Below are 19596 nucleotides of genomic sequence, written 5' to 3' on the forward strand. Positions count from 1 at the left end.
GAGGTTATTTTTGAATGACGGTAGAAGGAAAGATATCCAACAAACAGGGCGTGAGCTAGCTCTTGATACTTTTTTAAATGTTAGTAGTGACACAGCTGCTGATATTGCAAAGGAATCTATAACAAGCATAACAGGTGATATTCTTGTTGATGCAGCAAGTTCACTCATTCCTGGGATCTCAGGCGCAGTTCAAAGTTATAAACGTGCCCGTTTTGAAAGAAACATCAAAACATTCACAGAGGAATTGCAATCTAAAATAGAGGAAATCCGTTTAAATCTAGAATTAAAAACATTTGAACAAAAAGAACAGATTGATCAGTTATTTCAATATGTGCTGGATTACGTTATAGACGAACAACAGGAAGAAAAAATCCGATATATGGTAAATGGATTCGTGAATATTACTGAACATCACCATGTGTCGAATGACTTTATCCTAACCTATTACGACGTCTTAAAAGAACTTAGAATGGTGGATATATCTGTCCTTAGACTTATGTATGTTTCTCGTTATGCATTTGATCAAGAATCAAAAGAAACGTTTCAGGAAATTATGGACAGACATGGTATAAGCTATGAGCAATATGAAGCAGTGCGTAGAAATCTACTTAGGATTGGAGTGTTAACAACAAGAACCGACTTGAAAATCACGGACGATCTTGAAGAAATTTCAAAGGCATTTAAAGAACTATACTCCTTTTTAGACAAGTTGACAAATCCGAAGTTTAAACGTTCATTACCAAAATTAAAAGAGCCAACATTTAAGTCAAAAGACAATTTTGAGATTTCCAAGTTTGGACGTGATTTTGTAGAATTTTTCTTGGAGTCAGAACAACCAGTTAGTGAACAGGAGATTTAATAAATTTGTGTTTTGCTCTTAATTATTGTAGGATCATGGTAACAAGTGTCACTGCCTAACAGTATATAGAGGAATATTAAAACATCATGATAAACGGTGCTTATATGAGGAAGACAGAACTCTAAAAGGAGGTGCTGACTTAAAAATTAGTATCTCCTTTGTGTTTTTGAAAGAAGAATTAAATGACTTTATTATTTTGCCTCAAGACAAACATGTAATGAATAAAAAACATAACCAAACCTTAATTTTAGTCGTGTCTTTTGTCTATAATCCACCAGGAGAAGTACATAGAACTTTATTAGTTTCATTTAGTAAGCCTTGCACCACACTCAGATTTCAGCAAAAGGTCCCTTTTTATCTTTAGAATCCACTAATTCTTTGTCCGTTATTTACACTCCGATTCAACCCTGATTTTAGAACAAAATTCAATTATTTTTTAACCTGTTTGGATATAACTTGGTTAGAGCCTCCGTAGTCGAAGAGAGTATAGAGACTTTATAATTTAACCGAGGGATTAGTTTTGTATCTTTCCAATCGTCTTGAAGAGAAAAAAGAAAACTGGGAAGAAGGCGAAGAATGGAACGATGAAGATTAATATGACAAATCCCTTCTGAAAAAAGAGAAGGGGTATTTTTTGAAGTGAAATGAAAAATATGCCCTCCACAGATACCACCGTTTGACTATTAACTTTAACAGCTTTCTGGTCGCTCACCTTATTTGAAAATTTCAGTTAAGTCTCCCCTTTAAATTTTCTTTAATATATCGTCATTTTTCGTTCTAAAATCCCTTTTAAAGAAGGATTCCTGATTGACATAGCGAATATAAAAATATACAAAATTTCAAAGAGAAGGGGAGTGCTACTCAATGTATACCCCCATACAAATAAACAGAAGCATGAAATATGGAAATAATTATTGGGAAGTATACAGTCCAAAGTTGAAGAGAGTCGTACGATTGTATAGCAGCTTAGAATATGATCATTGGCTTTTATTGGAAATCACCCCGTCAATTAAAACATTTTGTGAACAACCTCTAAAAATAAATTGCAGACGCGAACATAAAATTTATTCAAGCATCTTTGACGCTTGGGTTCTTTATACTAATTTATCTGAAGAGTTCCGAGAAATTAAATACTTTTCTGACCTCTCCAAAACTAGAACTCAAGAACAAATAAACACTCAACGTAAATGGTGTCTTGAGAACGGATACAAATACAGTGTTCAGACTGATGAAATTATTCGAAAAAATCCGGTATTGCTGGATAACGCAAAAAAGATCATTCCCTTTCTTTCCAACAGTCAAGAAAACCATCCTCTAAATCATAAAATTTATAGATATGTCAACAATTCAAATAATCCCAAAGGTGTCTCATTGAAGAATATCACAGAAATGCTGCAAGAAAATATGAATAGTGTCTTTGAATGTGTGCTTAATCTAGTGTTTCAAGGCAAACTAAAAATTGACATTGAAACTCAACGGTTTACTATCCATTCAAAGGTGTGGTGTTAAAATGCCAAAAACTATGATTGAAAAGTTTATTGATTTAAACCCGGATTTGTTAAATACACATCAATGGCCAACCGTCCTTGAAAGCGAATTATCACCTGAAAAACAAAGGAAATTCAAACAAAGGAAATTAGCAATTGATCTTTATTTTAAACAAGCTCACACAATGCAAGAGATATCCAAAAAAACTTCACTTTGTCCTCATGAAATAAGACGGTTAATAAGAAGATGCCTTAGCTTTGATAAGTATGGACAAATTTATGGTTACAGAGCATTAATACCTGGAAAAAGGATCTTTAAAAATAAGCCAAGCATGAATTCAAATAAAAAGGATTTTCAAATTCATTTTCACAACTAATGAAACAGTATCCTGAGCTTGAGGAATTTTTAACAAAAACATTTTTAAAAAAGATGAAAACTTCTGTCTCGGATAATGTGATCTCAATCAAACATCTTCATCAAAAATTCATTCAAGAATGCAGAAAATTAAACATAGATAATGATTCATACCCATTTAACACAACAGACGTAGGTTATAGGTCGTTATTACGATTCGCTCAGGAATTAACAGTTGAACATACTGAAGAAGCAGTTGTTAGAATAGGAGAAAGTAAGTCTCACACATTTAAACATACTGGCTCTCATCATCAAAAAACATCTTTAATAACGTCTCCTTTTGAACAAGTTCAGTTAGATGGGCATAAGATTGATGTTGAATTAGCACTCCGTTTTAAGACGTTAGAAGGTGATGAAATTGTTAATACGTTAAATCGTATCTACTTACTAACAATTATTGATACAGCAACAAGAGCAGTGATCGGCTATCATTTATGCCTAGAAAGAGAATATGATCAAAACGATGTTTTGAAATGCATAATGAACGCAATTAGACCGCATAAAAAAATGAATTTAAATATCCCTAATTTGCGTTATCCAGACAATGGTGGTTTTCCATCTCTGGCTATTCCCGAAACACAGTGGGGCATATGGACTCAAATTTTATTCGATAATGCCAAATCACATCTAGCAAATAGAGTAAGGGATAGCTTAACTAATGATTTAGGCTGCCATGTTAATTATGGTCCAGTTAAATTCCCAGAATATCGAAGTATCGTTGAAAGATTCTTTAGAACCATTGAAGAAGATTACTTTCATCGTTTGCCAAGTACAACCGGCAGCAATCCAAACGATCCAAAACGGCGTAATTCTTCTGCAAAGGCCATTAAATATGAAATTACAATAGACGAATTACATCAAGTAATTGAAGTTTGTCTAGCCCATTACAATAACACCCCAAATTATGGGGTTAATAATTTAACCCCCCGTAGAAGCAATGAAACAACGTATTTTCAGGGAAGGTCCGCCAAGAGTTCTTAATGAACAAATGAGAGAGCACTTTACTTTGTTAAATATTAAAGCAAAGAGGAAAATTCAAGGTGGTTATAAAAAGGGAAGAAGGCCTTACATTTACTTTGAAGGGGTTGTTTACACTAATGAAGTTCTGGCCAATTCTTCATCTTTAGCTGGCCAATCACTTTTTATATTGGCTAATTCCGATGATTTAAGATCTATTAAAGCTTTTTTTGAAGATGGCAGCGAACTTGGAATATTAACTGCGAAAGGAAAGTGGGGTATTCTTCCTCATGATTTAAAAATGCGAAGAGCTATTTTCAAATTGAGGAGAGACAGAAAAATTTATTTCACTGAACATCAAAATCCGATTGAAATTTATCAGGAATACTTAAGAGAAAAAGCAATGACACATAAAAGTTCGCGAAATAAATTAAATAAAGTCATGAAAAAGACAGAGAAGGAATCAACTATTCAAGAAGAAAATAAAAGTAAGCCCGAATCGTCAATCAACAGAGATGGTTATTCGAATAATTTGAAATGTAAACGTAAACTTCAAAAGAAAATACCATCGTTAACTGAGACTATTCTCTATTAGGAGTGGGGGTAATGGTAAACAATTTATCTGTTCGACCTTATATTTCTCCTGGAACTCATCCGATTGATACCGGTTCTTATTTGATTGCAACTAATGAAATAAATAGAATGTTCAAAAGAGTTGTTATGTGGATACAAAGCAGAACTCCTGGAGCAATTATTGTTGGAAATCCAAGACTCGGGAAGACAAGAGCCATTCGCTATATAATAAGTACTTTACCTTCAATTGATATAGTCGGGTATGATACTGCTATATTTAACATTAAATGCAGTAAGTTTAAGAATGTTAACGAAAATGATTTTTTCGAATTATTTTTAAGAGAAGTTAATCATGCCACTCCTTCAGTCGGGAAGGCAGTGGCAAAAAGACAGCGTTTATACAACTTCTTGATTGAAAAAGGGTTCTCGTCATCCAAAAATAGAGTGATACTCTTTTTGGATGACGCTCAAAGACTCACAGAATTACACTATGAATGGCTAATGGATATTTATAATGAATTAGATAGTGCCGGTGTATTATTAACTGTTTTTTAGTTGGACAGAGAGAATTATTAAGTCAACGATCTGCTTTTGTCCATACTAATAAAAAGCAGATTATTGGCCGCTTTATGTTGCACGAATATCATTCCAAAGGGCTTGTTTCTCAAGCAGATATAGAACTCTGTCTGAAATCCTTCGATGAAATTTCAGTTTATCCACTCGGAACAGAATGGACCTTCACTAAATATTTCTTCCCCGAACAGTATGAAAATGGGTTTAGATTAAGTACTTTTTCTAAAGAATTATATAGCGCTTTTGTAGAGATCATTAGAGATCACAATAGTCGGACTAAAATTGAAATCCCAATGTTTTATTTTACTGGCACTGTAGAAAATGCACTCAGATTTTTGGGAACTGATGGTGCAGACGTAAATCTTATTTCAATAAATGATTGGCGAAGTTGTATTGAAGAATCTGGATACCTCGCAGCTGAAAAATACAGTGAATTCTTATTAGCAGAAGGTGAGCGATAGGTGATAGAACAAAAACGTCTAATATGGTCAGCTAACTGGGTTTACCCATATGAGTCCTCTTGGTCAATTCTACAGAAGATCATGTCCAGTAACTTTTTAACTCCAAATGAATTGTTAGAAACATTAGGTGGGGAGGAAATAAAAAATTAAAAATCCATCGATTGCCGGACGATCAAAGCGTGACATCATTGCATTAAGATATTTCAGTGATGATGAATTACTGAAACTGCTTGGACAAGATATCAAAACAATTTATTTGGAAAACTGCACTCGAATAATTTGGCCGCTATTTAAAAATCCTTCAAATCTAAATCAATTATCAAATTTTTTCTATGAGCAGCTAACTTTTTGCCCAAAATGCATCCACCAAGGATTCCATTCGATATTTCACCAATTAAGACTCTTTGATAAATGCCCTTATCATGGAACAGCTCTTCATAACAGGTGTCCAAATTGCAATCAAGACATCGAATACCTCCTCTCCAAAGATACCGCAGCATTTACTTGTCAATGTGGTTACAGCTTCTTGAAATACATGATACAGAAATACAACATACTGAAATGGGGCTTAACTGAGCCTTTCTATAAAATCCGTAATGGAACAATACAAAGTTGGTTAAACATTAATCGAAGAGATTTTGATATCTACATGTCTCATTTTACAAAAAGTCAGTCAATCCCTAAAAAGGATCTTAAGTTAACAGTTGAATCAATTCTATACATAAATAACCTCAAACTCCATTCCAAATCCAAACATAATTCTGCCTTTGAAATCCGTCAACTTCCTAAAGAATTGTACAACGATCTCTGCAACCGCATAATTCAAAGAAAACCTTATTCAACAAAAGAAATTGATGTTAAAAAAGCAATAAGAAGACATGAGTTAAACCGACTTCTTTTAGAATTCGGTTATTCGGAAATCTATTTTGAAAGTATTCTGATTTATAAAGCAATACATCGTTACTTGCGCAGAACTTTCCTAAAACAACACAGAAAAATAAAAAACAAAGACTTTTTTGAAAACGTGCTTAAAGAAAAAAATCTACCCCCTATAATTAGAGCTTATGGACTTTGGCGTTTTTTTTCAGAGCCCCTTTACATTAGAAACGTTAATACTCTTGGTTTTGAAAAAACAAAGAGGGGGGAGTTTAGTTATTTTAATCATATCTATTCTTGGAGGATAGACTTTCTTGAGGTTTATAACTTTTTGCTTTCTTCAGCATCTATAACATACTTAAGCCTTAAACAATTAAAATCAATTTTGCATAAAATGAACTGCCACTTTTTACTTCAATTGTTTACTTTTTGCTTAAAAAACAGCAAAATCAATAAAAAAAAGGAATGCACACTAGCAGATACAATTGAAACAAATGAGTTGTTTGAAAAATTAGCAGCTGAAAAACCACAATATACAATCATAATTGAACATAAAAATTCAAGCATAGTTTATTATAAAAGCAATAATTTCATGAGTGAGATTAAAAAATTCCATCAAATTATATTATCTTGAAATAACCGAACGAAATCCAAGTGACAGAATTATGTTACTTTAGTGGAGGAACGTAATAGAATTCTGTCACTATACGTAACATAATTCTGTCGTTTTACAATATGTTAGAATATGGATCCGCTTTTATATTCTCTTCACAATTTCTAGTTTACATAATATATATTCTAGGAAGTTATACAGAGAAATGAATTACAAGTCTCATAAACTAAGTATACTTTAGTTATTGAGACAAAAAAGAGAAATTTATAACTGCAATAACCGCACATTGTGTTATTGCAGTTATTGCGTTACACGTATAAAAATGTTTACAGCGTTAGTTTTGATTCAGCTGAAAAACCTAACGCAAAAGCAAGCTTGAACAGCCGCCAGCCAGAGCACTGCCGCGAAATAAAATCCGGCTCTGAGCCCAGCCAATCATTAAAAAATCCCGCAACAAAGGTCCCCCGAAAATACCGAGTGCATAAAGCGCCTGGTATGCCCCATCGATGTTGCTCTCATGCCCGCCGGAACAGACTCAATCGACATTCCAATATGCCGTCGTGAAGCCAAACATTGCCGTAAAAATCATGCCATGGGCTAAAATGGACAAAAACAAGATTTTCAGCAGGGGCATCTGCCCGGCTGCCTTCATCATGCCGCTCAATGGATCTTTGCATGAGAAAAAGCCGCCTGATAAACAGACGGCTCTGCAGCTTAATATTTGCTTCGGTTACCTGCGGAAGCGTGAGTGATCCGATAATGCACAGTTAAAAATTTCAGTCCGAACAGCCACATATGATGAACGGCCTTCAGGCTTGTTTCGCTCTGGGCTGAAATAAGAAATGTCTCTGCCAGCGGAAGATGACACGTTCCCCATTTCGTCTGGAGATAAATCCCTTCATCACCCGCTCCGCTTTTTCGCCGTCTGCTTGTCAAAACAAGATTCTGCTTACGCGCATAAGGCTTTAAAATGCCCGTCATTTGGCCGTACGGCAGCGGAAGAGAGATATTCATGTATCCTTCCCCTTTTGCCCTGTACGCTGAATACAGCGCAGTAAAAACGGTTTCCTGCTTTTCATTTGTTCTGATCCACGCACGGACATTTTTTCTGCCGTCTTTGTCAGAGTCAACTCCTATAATATCACTGTGCATGATATACCAATCCGGATTCATGGACAGATGAATCTGCCCCGCTCTTCTGCTGAACGGCTCGTACACGCGCGCGAACGGACGAAACCATCCGCTCCACGTCACTTTCGCCATGATGTCATAATCAATTGTCTTTTCATAAAAGGAAATAACGGCCGGCGCCAGCTTTTCAGTTGAAAAGTCTTCAGAATGCAGTTCTCTCAGCTGATCCTGAAGGCCGGTATAATGGATGTCATTTGCTGCATGAATGTCAGTCAAAAAATCTTTGCCTATCGGTCCCTTCCCGTAAATTCTGCTGAACGTTCTTTCACTGTTCTCATCGAACGGTCTAGGATTTTCCAACTTCCACCCCGCCAAAGCCGGCAGGATAACACCGAATGCATTGACGGCCCCGTGAATCCAAATCATCTGGCTGATCGTGAGCGTTGCCTCCTCGCGGTAGACACCGTACGAATATATCAAAGAAAAAGCAATTGTGATCATTAACACAGCCGAAGAACTCCTGATCAAGATCCTGCCTGTTTTCGTAACAAACGGCGCCTTAAAGACGAGATATGCATTTACATACAGACCCGCAAGATACAGAGCGACAGCAATCACATCAAGTGTCTTTGAAAATGTAATCCCCAAGGCAATAAGGACCGGCGAAATCAAAATAATGACCGTGCTCCATCGGTAAAGTACGCGTTTCTCCCGTATGATCCTGCCGAGCAATCCGTTAAAGATCGGAATGAGAAAAGCGGAATAGTGAAAGTGCACCGCCGTCAGCAGAACGATAAGCGGGCCGAAATTCAGGACGGGAATCTCCAGGACATATGCGAAGAACCAGGATCCGCCCACGGCCAAATAAATGAAACCCGCCATAACAGACATCTCTTCTGTTCTGTGAATATTTGTTTTCATCAGCCGCCGGACAGCATACAGTGCCAGTCCAAGCGTATAAATGAGCCATACAAAGGCAAAAAACTGAAGCCTGTGACAAACGCAAGCGCCGCACATATAGCGGCAACAGGATAACTCCGTAACAACACATTCTCTAAGGTCTTTGACGGCCGAAAAGCAAAGCAGAATACAGCGGGAACGAAAAAAAGTATGGATAATAAAACAAACGTCTCAGCACCTGATATATACGGAGCTTCAGCCGCCGCAAATCCCAAAAAGCAAATCACACTTACCATGAGATGACGCTTCAGCATGTTTCTCCCTCTGTTTCCCGGAAAGTCCCCCGGTAAGAGAAAAGCGTGCCGAGTATCCGGTTTTTTACATGAACCTTTATGCTGAAGCAATTCATTTCCTCATCATAAGCCTCATAAACGGTTGAATTCCCGCACAGCCATGCCGGAAGCGGGATTTTCTTTCCGCCTATCAGGAGCCACTGCCTTCCGGATGTAATAACAAGCCCTCCGTCTGAAGACGCTTCTAAATGCAGTTCAGACAGTAGGATGTGAGGTTTGCCGAAGTAATCAAGAATTCTGTTTTCCCGCTCATCATATTCCATGACCGCATCAAAAAAACGCGTTTTGCCTTTAAAGAAAAAGGTACGATTCCATTCCACGCCATTTTGCCTGTTTTTGTTTTCGATAGTGAAAGGGATATCGTTTCCCCTCTCTGAGAAAAAACATCTGAAAAAAACACCGGTCTTTAAAAGCATTCTGACAAGAAAAGAACCTCCCTTTATTTCTGACATAACGCCTTCTCCGCAAAACGTGCGTGATCCGTCAAATCTGTACCGTTTCTGCAGCATCGGGTGCAGTGATTGATAATGAGTAATCGCTTTTTCATACATTGAATCCGTCATTTCACTTCTCTCTTTCGTTTTGTATGCCAGGCGCTCGGCAGCTTGAGCTTAAGAATCATGCCGGCTATCGTAAGGACTCCTAAAGAGATCAAGAATCCGCCGCCGGAATATAGCAGTGCCGTTACACAAAAGAAGACTGACTGCCCGGTGTGAATCAGCCACTTTCTCCGCATGGGAAGCAGCCATAATACCCCTAACCCTGTCTCAAGCGCTCCCCTCACGATCTCTGCATCGGCACAGCCATCATGAAAGCCTTGAAAAAACCAATACAGACTGAATACGAGACACATACAGACATAGACAAATCCGAAACGGACTGATATCTTCGGATGTCTGTTTTGTTCTATCCAAAGCCGCAACGCATCAAAGCTCCATGCGGTAGCCCAGCTTAGCAGAGGACGAAATAAAAAACGGTCTATCCAACTTCCCGGCAGACCGCGGGCCGTTTCATATTGATATTGAGTCAAAAATGCGGTTTGTCCGTCATCCCGCTCTATATACTTCCAGTAGCCCCTGCCTTCTTTTATAAGTGACAGCGGATGATCAGAGGCAAAAGCGAGCGAAGACGCTCTTTCTGACGAGCGAGGCCTTATGTCACCTATTGATTCGCCTGTGCCGGATACCTTCAGCCCAAAACCGATTCGTGTTTCATATAGAAATCTCTGCGGTTCATCTGGCAGCCTATGAAGATATGTAATGTCAGAAAAACGCAGATCCCATTCCTTATGAAGATGCGGGTTTTGCGTATATTCCCAAAGCGTTTCTATATCAGATGCAATATTGATTTCGACATATATCGGCTTCTGTTTCATGCTCCCTCCTCTTCCCTTCTTATGTAAACAATTCCTATATTATCATAGGAACAGGTCAAGCGGCAGAACGAAAAGGCCATCCCGTTATCGGCAGGACAGCTCAGTGACTTTGATGACTTATGAATAAGGTACCGTGTCTTTTTTATCTTCAGAAACTGTTTGAATGATTATCGGACGCACGAAACGGATTACCGCAGCCGAGGCCAAAACAGCTAATCCGCCTGCAAGCAAAAACGCCCCCGAGAATGATCCGCTTTTATCCGCGATAAAGCCGGTTAAAGCAGGCCCGATAATACCGGCCGTGTTTGCAAGAAAATGCATAAAGCCGCCGACTGACCCGACATTCCTTTGATCAACCACATCGTGAATCACCGCCCAATAGATAGAGCCCGTTATATATAAAAAGAAGACTGATAAAGCAACGAGAATAACGGCACTTACGGTAGTGGTAACAAGTCCGGCAAATCCGATCAGTACAGCGGAAGCGAACAGGCAAGTGACAAGAATGACTTTCCGTGAGAACAAAACCCCTTTTCCGGCAGTTTTTTTGAATACATAATCAGAAATCATTCCGCCTGCCGCCAAACCGATAAATCCAAGAATCCAGGGAATAACAGTCACCACGCTCATAAATTCAACACTTAAACCGCGTTCTTTCACCAGATAGCTCGGAAACCATGTTAAGAAGAAAAATAAGATGTAATTGTAGGCGAAAAAGGCAAAAGCCGTGAAGAGAACCGTTTTTTGTTTCAAATAAAAGGTCATCGGGATATGCTGCTCATGCGATTGAATCGCCGCTTTCATTGCCGGGGCGTCTTCCGTCTGTGCCGGCCGTTCTTTGACAAATTTAAACCAGATAAACGCCCAGACTAAACCGACGATCATGATCAGGACAAAGGAAACCTTCCAGCTGAATGCCACAGCAATCATCCCGACAATCGGGCCGGAAATCGCTCCGCCGAGCGGCGTGCCGCTGTTTGTCAGGCCGATGACCGTGGCGCGCTGAGACGGAGGAAACCAATTGTTGACCATTTTGCTTATGGCAGCCGACAGCGGCCCCTCGCCCATACCGAATAAAACACGGATAATCAAAAGACTTACAAATCCGAAAGCAAGCGCAACCGCCCCGCTGAAAAGAGACCAAACGATCATCGCCGTACACAATGTCAATTTAGCCCCGTACCGGTCAGATGCAACACCGCCGAGAAAGTTAAACACAGCGTATCCGACAGAAAAACTGCTGAAAATCAGCCCCATTTGGGTTGCAGACAATGTGAGATCCTGCTGTATGAACGGCGCTGCAATAGACAGCGCTGAGCGGTCTAAATAGTTAATCACCCCGGCTGAAAATAAAAGAAGAATAATAGGGAATCTATCCTTTGAGAACATAAAATCCCTCCCTCTTATTTCATAATATTCAGATATTTAAATTGCCGGAGTAAACCGGTTTATGCAATGAAACCGGTTATCCGGATTGCCTTGCGAGAAGCGCCGGTTTATAGCGGTGAATCCGTTTTTCACCGCTATCTTTTTCTTGTATCTGGCGAAGAAGAAGGCTTCCCGCTTTTCGCGCCATTTCTGCCGCAGGCTGGACGATCGTCGTAATCGGAGGAGTAAAAAACCCCGCAAAAGGAACTTCATCAATTCCGATGACGGCTGCCTTATCAGGAATTGTCATATCATGCTCCTTCATATACTTCAGCACCTCAACAAGAACGATATCGTTTGCCGCCAATATCGCTTTCGGAGGCTCCTGAAGGGAGAACAGCTCTGACAAAACATTGGAAATATCAGCCGCATCGGCTGTTTTGATATATTCGTTCCGCACCATCATTCCGTGGCGGTCAAGCGCCTTTTTATACCCTTCAATCCGCTCTACCCTCGGACTGATTTCCCGAATAATGGACGTCGTAATAATCGCGATTCTCTTAATGCCGCTCTCGATAAACCGGTCAACGGCAAGACCGGCTGCATGATGGTTATCAAGCATCACTGTCGGAATCCCGAGTTTTTCAATGGTTCTGTCCATAAACACAACCGGAAACGTATCGCGTTTCATCTTTTCATATAAAGAGAGATTTTCGCCCGTCGGAAAAATAATAATTCCGTCCACCTGCTTGGCCCTGAGCATTTCAATATATTTCTTTTCTTTTTCCGGTTCATCATCCGCATTGCAGACAATAATATGAAATCCTTGTTCATGAAAATAGTCTTCAACCGCCCTGATGACCTGAGTGGAAAAGGTGTGAAGAATATTAGCCACCACCACACCTACCGTAAATGTTGATTTCTGTTTTAAGCTGCGGGCGACGAAATTCGGCTGATAGTTCAGCTCTTGAATGGCCGCTTCTATTTTTTGTTTCGTTTTCTCGCTCATATAGTCATAGCGCTGATTTAAAAATTGAGATACGGTGCTTTTAGATACGTTTGCATATTTCGCCACATCAGAAATTGTAATGGTTTTCATAGACTCATCCCCGTCTGTCTTCATTTTTCACTAGTATAAGTCAGAAGTAAATCGTTTACAATCTGACAGGGACAGGGATTCTGTCACACTCCCGAATAAGCCATAAAACCTCCGTCGACGGGAACGGTGACCCCGGTGATAAAGCCTGAGCATGAATCATCCGAAAGCCACAGGAGCGTTCCCAGAAGGTCTTCCGGTTTCCCGAAACGTTTCATCGGTGTATGTGCCATAATCTTATTGGATCGGTCTGTCAGACTTCCATCTTCCTGTAATAACAACTCACGGTTTTGCGCAGTCAAAAAGAAACCCGGAGCGATGGCATTCACCCGCAGCCCTTTTTTTGCGAAATGAACAGCCATCCACATCGTAAAATTCTGAACCGCCGCCTTAGCCGCGCTGTAGGCGGGCACCTTTGTCATCGGTGTATACGCGCTCATAGAAGAAATATTAATAATCGCGGGACATTCCGCCTTCAAAAGGTCTTTTCCAAACACTTGCGATGCCAGAAATGCACCGGTAAAGTTGCTTGAAAATACGCTGGAAAACCCCGTTTCGTCCATATCAAAAAATGATGTGCCCTGCTCATCCTCTTCATACGTCTCACTGGCAGTGATCGCATCCGGGTGGTTTCCCCCAGCTCCGTTTATTAAAAGATTGACAGAACCGAACCGGCTGATAATCTCGTCTTTTGCCTTTTCAAGCGAATCACGGGCTGAAACATCAGCCGGTACAGAAACCGCGGTTCCTCCAGCGTCAGCAATCTCGCCCGCCGCACGCTCTGCTTTATCAGCATTCCGGCTGACGATCGCAATTTTCATCCCCTGCCGTGAAAGCTCCTTTGCCATTGCTGAACAGAGAACACCGCTCCCGCCTGTTATGACAGCGGTTCTTCCTGATAAACGTTCATGAATCGGTCTCATCTCTTCACCCCTTTCTCATGAGACGAGAACGCATCCCACAGTCCGTTCAAGTACATAATTCCTAAGGCACGATCATATAAACCATAACCCGGCCGGCATTGTTCGCCCCAGATATGACGGCCGTGATCAGGCCGTACATATCCTTTGTAGCCTTGGCCGTGCAATTCTTTTACCACACTGGTAACATCAATGGACCCATCACTGGTAAGATGCGAAGTTTCCGTAAAATCACCGTTATCGCAGATTTTCACATTTCGTATATGGGCAAACGGCGCAGCTCCCGCATAGCGTTTGGCGATCTTTACCATATCATTGGCGGGATCCGCTCCCATCGAACCCGTGCACAACGTAATACAGTTGGCGGGTGAATCTGAAATCTCTCGCAGCTTTTCATAACTTTTCTCACCGGTGATAATACGGGGCAGGCCAAAAATTGACCAGGGCGGATCATCCGGATGAATGGCCATTTGAATGCCGTGTTCCTCCGCTACAGGAAGGATTTCATGTAAAAAGAATTCTAGATTGGCCCAAAGCTGTTTTTCACCGACCGTTTGATAGGCCTCAAACAGTTCCTTGATCCGGGCCATTTTCTCCGGCTCCCACCCGGGAAGCGTCAAATCAGAAGATTTCTCAACCGTGCGGATCAGTTCCTCCGGAGGCAGACTTTCCACTTTCGCTTTTTCAAAAAACAAAGCGGTTGACCCATCCTCCAGCGCGCGGAACATATCGGTACGCGTCCAGTCAAATATCGGCATGAAATTGTAACAGATGACTTTCACGCCGAATTCGGACAGATTGCGAATGGTCTGTTTATAGTGTTCGATATATTGTCCGCGTTCTTCATGGCCGAGTTTAATGGCTTCATGAACATTCACGCTTTCCACGACCTCTGCATGAAACCCATAGGATTGAATGAATCTGACTTCCGCTTCAATGTCCTCCTTTTCCCATACTTCGCCCGCGGGCTTCTGGTGAAGAGCCCAGACGATGCCTTTGACCCCGGGAATTTGTCTGACATGTTCAAGAGTCACCGTATCATTACCTTGGCCATACCAGCGAAACGTGATATTCATGTTACACCCCCGTATATTCGTTTTTTCGGCAGACGTATTCTTTGCTGAGGGATACGGCAGCTTCATAGCCGCCCTTTTGATATGCTTTTGTCAAGTCGCTTCCCACTCCGACCGCGACCGCTCCGGCAGAAAGCCAGTCATTCATGCTGTTTAATGAGATACCCCCGGTCGGCATAATGCGGACATTCGGCAGAGGGCCGTTGACCGACTTGATAAATGAAGGGTCAAACGAATTAGCGGGGAACAGCTTTACCACATCACATCCGGCTTCGAGCGCCAAAGCCATATCAGACACGCTCATGCATCCCGGAAGATACGGTACGCTGTACTGGTTGCATAGAGATGCTATCTCTTTTACAAAATGAGAGCTGACGATAAATGAGGCGCCTGATAAAATGGCGTGTCTCGCCGTTTCTGTATCCATTACAGAACCGGCTCCAAGAAGAATATCTTGATGCCGGAGTTCCTTAAAGACATCTTCCACTTCAGGAGTTGTGTATGTAAGCTCAATGGCGCTGATACCTCCTGAAATGGCCGCTTTTGAAACTTCAAGCGCCTCTTGGCTGTTTTGTCCCCTTATGACAGCCACCACTTGTGCATGCAGAAGTTTTTCGTAAATGGCGTACTTAGGCAGCATTCTCGCTCCTCCTTTAATCAAACGTAATGATTGCTTTTCCCACCTTGCCCGGGTGCTGTTCGATCAACTGAAATGCTTGATGGACGTCATCTGCTGAAAATGTATGTGTAATAAGACCGCCGTGCGTTAACAGGCCTTTATTCAGTAAGTCTGTAATGTACGGGAACTGATTCGTCTGCAATCTTGAACCGGTGATCGTGACTTCCTTTTTTGTGATCGGAAGCTGAGAAATGCCGGCAGTCCTCTCATCAAAACCTAGCACAACCACATGACCGGCCGGAGACACCGCGTCAATTGACGTTTCAAACGTTGAAGGGAGACAGACAGCATCAATGACGACATTGGCGCCTTCATTTTTTGTCCATTCGTTCACCCGCAAAACGGGATCTTCTTTTTGCGCGTTGACAGTAACGTCCGCACCGTTTTTTTCAGCGAATGCCAAGCGTTCATCATTCAAGTCGGTTATCATGACGGAAGCGCCTTTGAACTTTGCCATTTTTAATATGCAGATTCCGATTGGCCCCGCTCCTTGAATCAAAACGGTATCTTCCTTCTCGACACGGCCTCTCCAAACGGCCTGGGCGCCGATCGTATATGGTTCTGCCATGACCGCCTCCTCCCAGGGCAGATCGGGCGAAACAGCATACAGCTGCTTTTCCGGAACCACGATATATTCCCGCATCCCGCCATCTTCATGAACGCCGAACACTGAAAGCTCTTTGCAGACGTTCGGACGTCCTTTCCGGCAGGCATAGCATGTTCCGCAATAAGATATCGGTTCAATCACTACCCGGTCACCCGGCTTGAAACGCCGGACATGAGAACCGGTCTTTGCGACTTCCCCTGTGACTTCATGTCCGATTACTCTCGGCAGGGAAGCTAACGGATTTGTCCCATGATAAATATGCAAATCTGATCCGCAAATTCCGACCCGCTTCACCTTGACAAGAACATCATCCGCGTGGACAACAGACGGTTTCTCACATTCCGTCACCATCAGATCAAATGCTTTCCGTACTTGAACCGCTTTCATTTTTTCACCCGCTTTTTAAGTTGTGCTTGCTACCGTTCAATCACAGTCTCTTTGTTTACAAATGACAAAACCTCTTCTAGGTAGGGAAGCCCTTCATTGTCACCGGAAACTGTGGTGACGAGCGCACCGACTGCATTTGCAAACTCCAGACGTTTTTCCGGTTCAAAACCATGCAAATAACTGTACAGGTAGCCGGCATTAAAGCCGTCACCCGCTCCTACCGTGTCAACAGGCGCAACCGGGAAAGCCTCTTTGTGAACCCACTTATGATCATGATACAGCGCAGAACCTGCTTCACCGTCTTTTATGACAAGCTGACTGATTGAATAGCTCTCTGCAAACCGGGCTAATGCTTCATTTTCTCCTATACCTGTCAGCTGTTTCATTTCGTCCCGGCCCGCCAGAAGAATATCAGTATGCGGAAAGATTTGATGAAATGCCGCACGCGCCTCCTCAATCGTCCACAGCTTCAGCCTGATATTCGGATCAAAAGATACGGGAATCTTTCTTGCTTTGGCGATGGAAAGCACCCTTTCAGCAATTTCAAGATTTTTCTTATCAAGCGCGAGGAACACACCGGTAAGATGAACGATGTGAATGCCGGCAAACATATTCTCTGTTATATCTTCCGGTGCAAGAGTCAGAATTGGTGAATTGAAACGATAGTAAAACGTCTTGCCTGAACCGTCATTTCTGATCTCTTTGACATTTAAAGATGTAGGAAAGCCTTCAACATAGGAGACGTCAGTCACATCAATTCCTTCTCCTTTGGCAAACTGATAAATCACTCTGCCGAACTCATCCTTCCCCAGTCTGCTGACCCACTTTGAGTGCAGGTTCAATCTGGCGCATGCAATCGCAAAATTCAGTTCAGCTCCTCCTGCTTTTCGTTCAAAATGGGTAACAAAACGCAAAGGTCCTGTGCTTGCGGGATTTAAGGTGATCATCGCATCACCGATCGTAAAAATGCCATAATCAGAAGCCACATCAATACTCCTTTCCTTTAAGACTAAATCGGTTTGGTAAACCGGTTTAGTTAAACTTTATATGAAAGCCCTTACATACACAAGAGAAAAATACAATAAATTCAAAAAATCTGTTTTCAGTAAAAATAACCCGGTTTTTCACATAAAAAACCCCTCACAACAAAATGTAAGGGGTTTTTTTGAAAATTGTATGCATGTTTCCTCAGTTAGCAGTCTTACGTTCAGGGCTTGTACCTTCTTCTTCCGCCCATGTTTCAATATGCTGGAGCTCCGGGGTATTCTCGGCTTTGAATACAGGATCAAGACCTTTTTTGCGCTGAGCGGCATAATCCTTATAGATCTTGTAGGCTACATTACTCAGCAGTAAGATTGCCACTAAGTTAATGAGAGCCAAGAGTCCCATAAACAAGTTTGCCATGTCCCAGACGATCTGGAAGTCAGCCAAACATCCGTATACCACCATCACTACGACGAATACGCGGTAAATATTAAGCCATGTTTTGCTTGTTTTAATAAATTCGATATTCGTTTCACCATAGTAATAGTTGCCGACGACTGAGCTGAATGCGAATAAAAACATCGCAATCGCAATAAATGTCGGCGCCCATCCGCCGAGATGGTGCTGCAGTGCGGCTTGCGTCACTTGGATGCCGTCGCCTTTAGGCGTAAAGCTGTACAATAAAATGATAAAAGCAGTCGATGTACAAACGATAAACGTATCAAAGAACACGCCGAGGGTCTGAATTAATCCCTGCTTAGCCGGATGCGACACATGTGCAGCTGCTGCGGCATTCGGCGCGCTTCCCATACCCGCTTCGTTTGAAAACAGGCCGCGCTGCGCTCCGATAATAATGATGCTTCCTAAGCTTCCGCCGACGATCTGCTCAAAACCGAACGCATTTTTCACAATGGTAACAAGCAGCTCAGGTACCGCCGAGATATTTACAATCACGACATACAGCGCGATCAGAATATACATTCCCGCCATAACCGGAACGATTAATTGCGAGACAGATACAACACGCTTCAGACCGCCGAATATAATGAAAGCCGTTAATACAGCTAAAATGATTGCGATAACTGTTTTATTCACATGGAATGCTTCGTCAAACGCCACAGAAATCGTATTTGACTGCACCGCGTTAAAGATAAGTCCGAAAGAAACGGTAATCAATACGGCAAATAAAATACCGAGCCAGCGGGCGCCCAGTCCCTTTGCCATGTAATATGCCGGACCGCCGCGGAATTCGTCACCGGAACGCACTTTATACAACTGCGCCAAGGTGCTTTCCACAAAGCTGGAAGCCATACCGACAATCGCTACGATCCACATCCAAAATACTGCGCCGGGACCGCCTGTTGCAATCGCCAGCGCGACGCCGGTCAAGTTTCCGGTTCCGACACGAGAAGCGGCTGAGATAAAGAATGCCTGCATTGAAGACACTCCTTTATTTCCTTGCGGCTTCTCCCCGACGATTCTGAACATTTCAAAAAAGTACTGGAATTGAATAAAGCGAAAACGGAACGTAAAGTACAATCCGATCCCGACTAAAATATAAACAAGATACTTCCAAATAAAATCATTTGGAACATTTATGATTTCACTGATGAAAGCCTCCATGTTTAACCTCCCTTTTACATATCTTTTACTGTCATTTTTGCTGCATATGTTAGATCTTTTAACACAACGGGTATTATTATATCACAACAACAGTGGTTGAGAAGTTTTTAAGAAAATGTTTCGGTTTCTTCATCACATCTTTTGCTGTCATGCCCCGTTTTATCTTACAGCCCGAAAAATGTTGTCACGTCATAAGGAATGCGTGCATATCATAACAAATAGGTCTTTAAGAAAAAGAGATGAAAAGATGGATGGAATGGTATATACTTAACCAGGATAATAATTT

The 19596-nt window shown here is 41.5% G+C and carries 19 protein-coding genes and 1 pseudogene; 8 read left to right on the forward strand and 12 right to left on the reverse strand.

Going from position 1 to position 19596, the window contains the following annotated elements:
• Window positions 1–10 precede the first annotated feature (10 nt).
• From D368_RS03405 to D368_RS03440, 8 genes are all read left to right on the forward strand, one after another.
• Complete coding sequence (locus D368_RS03405) at window positions 11–859, forward strand: hypothetical protein (protein ID WP_061576699.1); 849 nt, start codon at window positions 11–13, stop codon at window positions 857–859.
• Between the two features lie 954 nt (window positions 860–1813).
• A complete protein-coding gene (locus tag D368_RS03410; protein WP_181288108.1) occupies window positions 1814–2368 on the forward strand; it encodes a TnsA endonuclease N-terminal domain-containing protein in 555 nt (184 codons plus the stop codon).
• A 1-nt stretch (window position 2369) separates the two neighbouring features.
• On the forward strand, window positions 2370–2723 hold the full coding sequence (locus D368_RS03415) for a hypothetical protein (protein ID WP_128574564.1): 354 nt from the start codon (window positions 2370–2372) through the stop codon (window positions 2721–2723).
• Complete coding sequence (locus D368_RS03420; RefSeq protein WP_128574565.1) at window positions 2723–3742, forward strand: DDE-type integrase/transposase/recombinase; 1020 nt, start codon at window positions 2723–2725, stop codon at window positions 3740–3742. Before D368_RS03415 ends, D368_RS03420 begins: the two co-directional genes overlap by 1 nt.
• Window positions 3699–4313 (forward strand): hypothetical protein, encoded by a 615-nt coding sequence (locus D368_RS03425; protein WP_128574566.1) that lies wholly within the window; start codon window positions 3699–3701, stop codon window positions 4311–4313. The genes D368_RS03420 and D368_RS03425 overlap by 44 nt, the downstream gene beginning before the upstream one ends.
• Window positions 4314–4324: 11 nt before the next feature.
• Window positions 4325–4846 carry an ATP-binding protein gene (locus tag D368_RS03430; RefSeq protein ID WP_128574567.1) on the forward strand — a complete coding sequence of 174 codons (522 nt, stop codon included), beginning with the start codon at window positions 4325–4327 and terminating at the stop codon, window positions 4844–4846.
• A 74-nt stretch (window positions 4847–4920) separates the two neighbouring features.
• Window positions 4921–5325, forward strand: a complete 405-nt coding sequence (locus D368_RS03435; protein ID WP_486129208.1) for a hypothetical protein — start codon at window positions 4921–4923, stop codon at window positions 5323–5325.
• 526 nt (window positions 5326–5851) lie between these two features.
• Entirely contained in the window at window positions 5852–6835 is a 984-nt protein-coding gene (locus tag D368_RS03440; protein WP_486129209.1) for a hypothetical protein, read from the forward strand.
• Window positions 6836–7329: 494 nt separating this feature from the next.
• Here the strand turns inward: D368_RS03440 and D368_RS19870 are convergent, their stop codons facing one another.
• The 12 genes and pseudogenes from D368_RS19870 to D368_RS03495 form a co-directional block, all read right to left on the reverse strand.
• On the reverse strand, window positions 7330–7491 hold the full coding sequence (locus D368_RS19870) for a hypothetical protein (protein ID WP_486129210.1): 162 nt from the start codon (window positions 7489–7491) through the stop codon (window positions 7330–7332).
• Window positions 7492–7528: 37 nt separating this feature from the next.
• A pseudogene (locus D368_RS03445) lies at window positions 7529–9159 on the reverse strand (YndJ family protein).
• Window positions 9153–9761 carry a DUF4166 domain-containing protein gene (locus D368_RS03450; protein WP_128574570.1) on the reverse strand — a complete coding sequence of 203 codons (609 nt, stop codon included), beginning with the start codon at window positions 9759–9761 and terminating at the stop codon, window positions 9153–9155. Before D368_RS03450 ends, D368_RS03445 begins: the two are co-directional and overlap by 7 nt.
• On the reverse strand, window positions 9758–10573 hold the full coding sequence (locus D368_RS03455) for a hypothetical protein (protein WP_101563059.1): 816 nt from the start codon (window positions 10571–10573) through the stop codon (window positions 9758–9760). The genes D368_RS03450 and D368_RS03455 overlap by 4 nt, the downstream gene beginning before the upstream one ends.
• 117 nt (window positions 10574–10690) lie before the next feature.
• Window positions 10691–11962 carry an MFS transporter gene (locus D368_RS03460; RefSeq protein ID WP_071391768.1) on the reverse strand — a complete coding sequence of 424 codons (1272 nt, stop codon included), beginning with the start codon at window positions 11960–11962 and terminating at the stop codon, window positions 10691–10693.
• 76 nt (window positions 11963–12038) lie between these two features.
• Window positions 12039–13040, reverse strand: a complete 1002-nt coding sequence (locus D368_RS03465) for a substrate-binding domain-containing protein (protein WP_077722392.1) — start codon at window positions 13038–13040, stop codon at window positions 12039–12041.
• An 83-nt stretch (window positions 13041–13123) separates the two neighbouring features.
• A complete protein-coding gene (locus D368_RS03470; protein ID WP_076851244.1) occupies window positions 13124–13960 on the reverse strand; it encodes an SDR family oxidoreductase in 837 nt (278 codons plus the stop codon).
• Entirely contained in the window at window positions 13957–15033 is a 1077-nt protein-coding gene (gene uxuA, locus D368_RS03475) for a mannonate dehydratase (RefSeq protein WP_071391771.1), read from the reverse strand. The genes D368_RS03470 and uxuA overlap by 4 nt, the downstream gene beginning before the upstream one ends.
• A gap of 1 nt (window position 15034) precedes the next feature.
• Entirely contained in the window at window positions 15035–15670 is a 636-nt protein-coding gene (locus tag D368_RS03480; protein WP_012117658.1) for a bifunctional 2-keto-4-hydroxyglutarate aldolase/2-keto-3-deoxy-6-phosphogluconate aldolase, read from the reverse strand.
• Window positions 15671–15683: 13 nt separating this feature from the next.
• Window positions 15684–16703: a zinc-binding alcohol dehydrogenase family protein gene (locus tag D368_RS03485; RefSeq protein WP_128574571.1), complete on the reverse strand. Its 1020-nt coding sequence runs from the start codon at window positions 16701–16703 to the stop codon at window positions 15684–15686.
• Between the two features lie 29 nt (window positions 16704–16732).
• Window positions 16733–17689: a sugar kinase gene (locus D368_RS03490; RefSeq protein WP_076851240.1), complete on the reverse strand. Its 957-nt coding sequence runs from the start codon at window positions 17687–17689 to the stop codon at window positions 16733–16735.
• 202 nt (window positions 17690–17891) lie between these two features.
• Complete coding sequence (locus D368_RS03495) at window positions 17892–19310, reverse strand: alanine/glycine:cation symporter family protein (RefSeq protein ID WP_071391774.1); 1419 nt, start codon at window positions 19308–19310, stop codon at window positions 17892–17894.
• Window positions 19311–19596 lie beyond the last annotated feature (286 nt).

Origin of the sequence: Paenibacillus lentimorbus NRRL B-30488, assembly GCF_000411595.1 — a bacterium.
Classification (GTDB): Bacteria; Bacillota; Bacilli; order Bacillales; family Bacillaceae; genus Bacillus; species Bacillus velezensis.

Bases quoted from the DNA above. Each gene is read 5' to 3' on its own strand.
- D368_RS03415 (WP_128574564.1), top strand. From the start codon at position 2,370: ATGCCAAAAACTATGATTGAAAAGTTTATTGATTTAAACCCGGATTTG.
- D368_RS03420 (WP_128574565.1), top strand. From the start codon at position 2,723: ATGAAACAGTATCCTGAGCTTGAGGAATTTTTAACAAAAACATTTTTA.
- D368_RS03425 (WP_128574566.1), top strand. From the start codon at position 3,699: ATGAAACAACGTATTTTCAGGGAAGGTCCGCCAAGAGTTCTTAATGAA.
- D368_RS03430 (WP_128574567.1), top strand. From the start codon at position 4,325: ATGGTAAACAATTTATCTGTTCGACCTTATATTTCTCCTGGAACTCAT.
- D368_RS03435 (WP_486129208.1), top strand. From the start codon at position 4,921: ATGTTGCACGAATATCATTCCAAAGGGCTTGTTTCTCAAGCAGATATA.
- D368_RS19870 (WP_486129210.1), bottom strand. From the start codon at position 7,491: ATGCAAAGATCCATTGAGCGGCATGATGAAGGCAGCCGGGCAGATGCC.
- D368_RS03450 (WP_128574570.1), bottom strand. From the start codon at position 9,761: ATGACGGATTCAATGTATGAAAAAGCGATTACTCATTATCAATCACTG.
- D368_RS03455 (WP_101563059.1), bottom strand. From the start codon at position 10,573: ATGAAACAGAAGCCGATATATGTCGAAATCAATATTGCATCTGATATA.
- D368_RS03460 (WP_071391768.1), bottom strand. From the start codon at position 11,962: ATGTTCTCAAAGGATAGATTCCCTATTATTCTTCTTTTATTTTCAGCC.
- D368_RS03465 (WP_077722392.1), bottom strand. From the start codon at position 13,040: ATGAAAACCATTACAATTTCTGATGTGGCGAAATATGCAAACGTATCT.
- D368_RS03470 (WP_076851244.1), bottom strand. From the start codon at position 13,960: ATGAGACCGATTCATGAACGTTTATCAGGAAGAACCGCTGTCATAACA.
- uxuA (WP_071391771.1), bottom strand. From the start codon at position 15,033: ATGAATATCACGTTTCGCTGGTATGGCCAAGGTAATGATACGGTGACT.
- D368_RS03480 (WP_012117658.1), bottom strand. From the start codon at position 15,670: ATGCTGCCTAAGTACGCCATTTACGAAAAACTTCTGCATGCACAAGTG.
- D368_RS03485 (WP_128574571.1), bottom strand. From the start codon at position 16,703: ATGAAAGCGGTTCAAGTACGGAAAGCATTTGATCTGATGGTGACGGAA.
- D368_RS03495 (WP_071391774.1), bottom strand. From the start codon at position 19,310: ATGGAGGCTTTCATCAGTGAAATCATAAATGTTCCAAATGATTTTATT.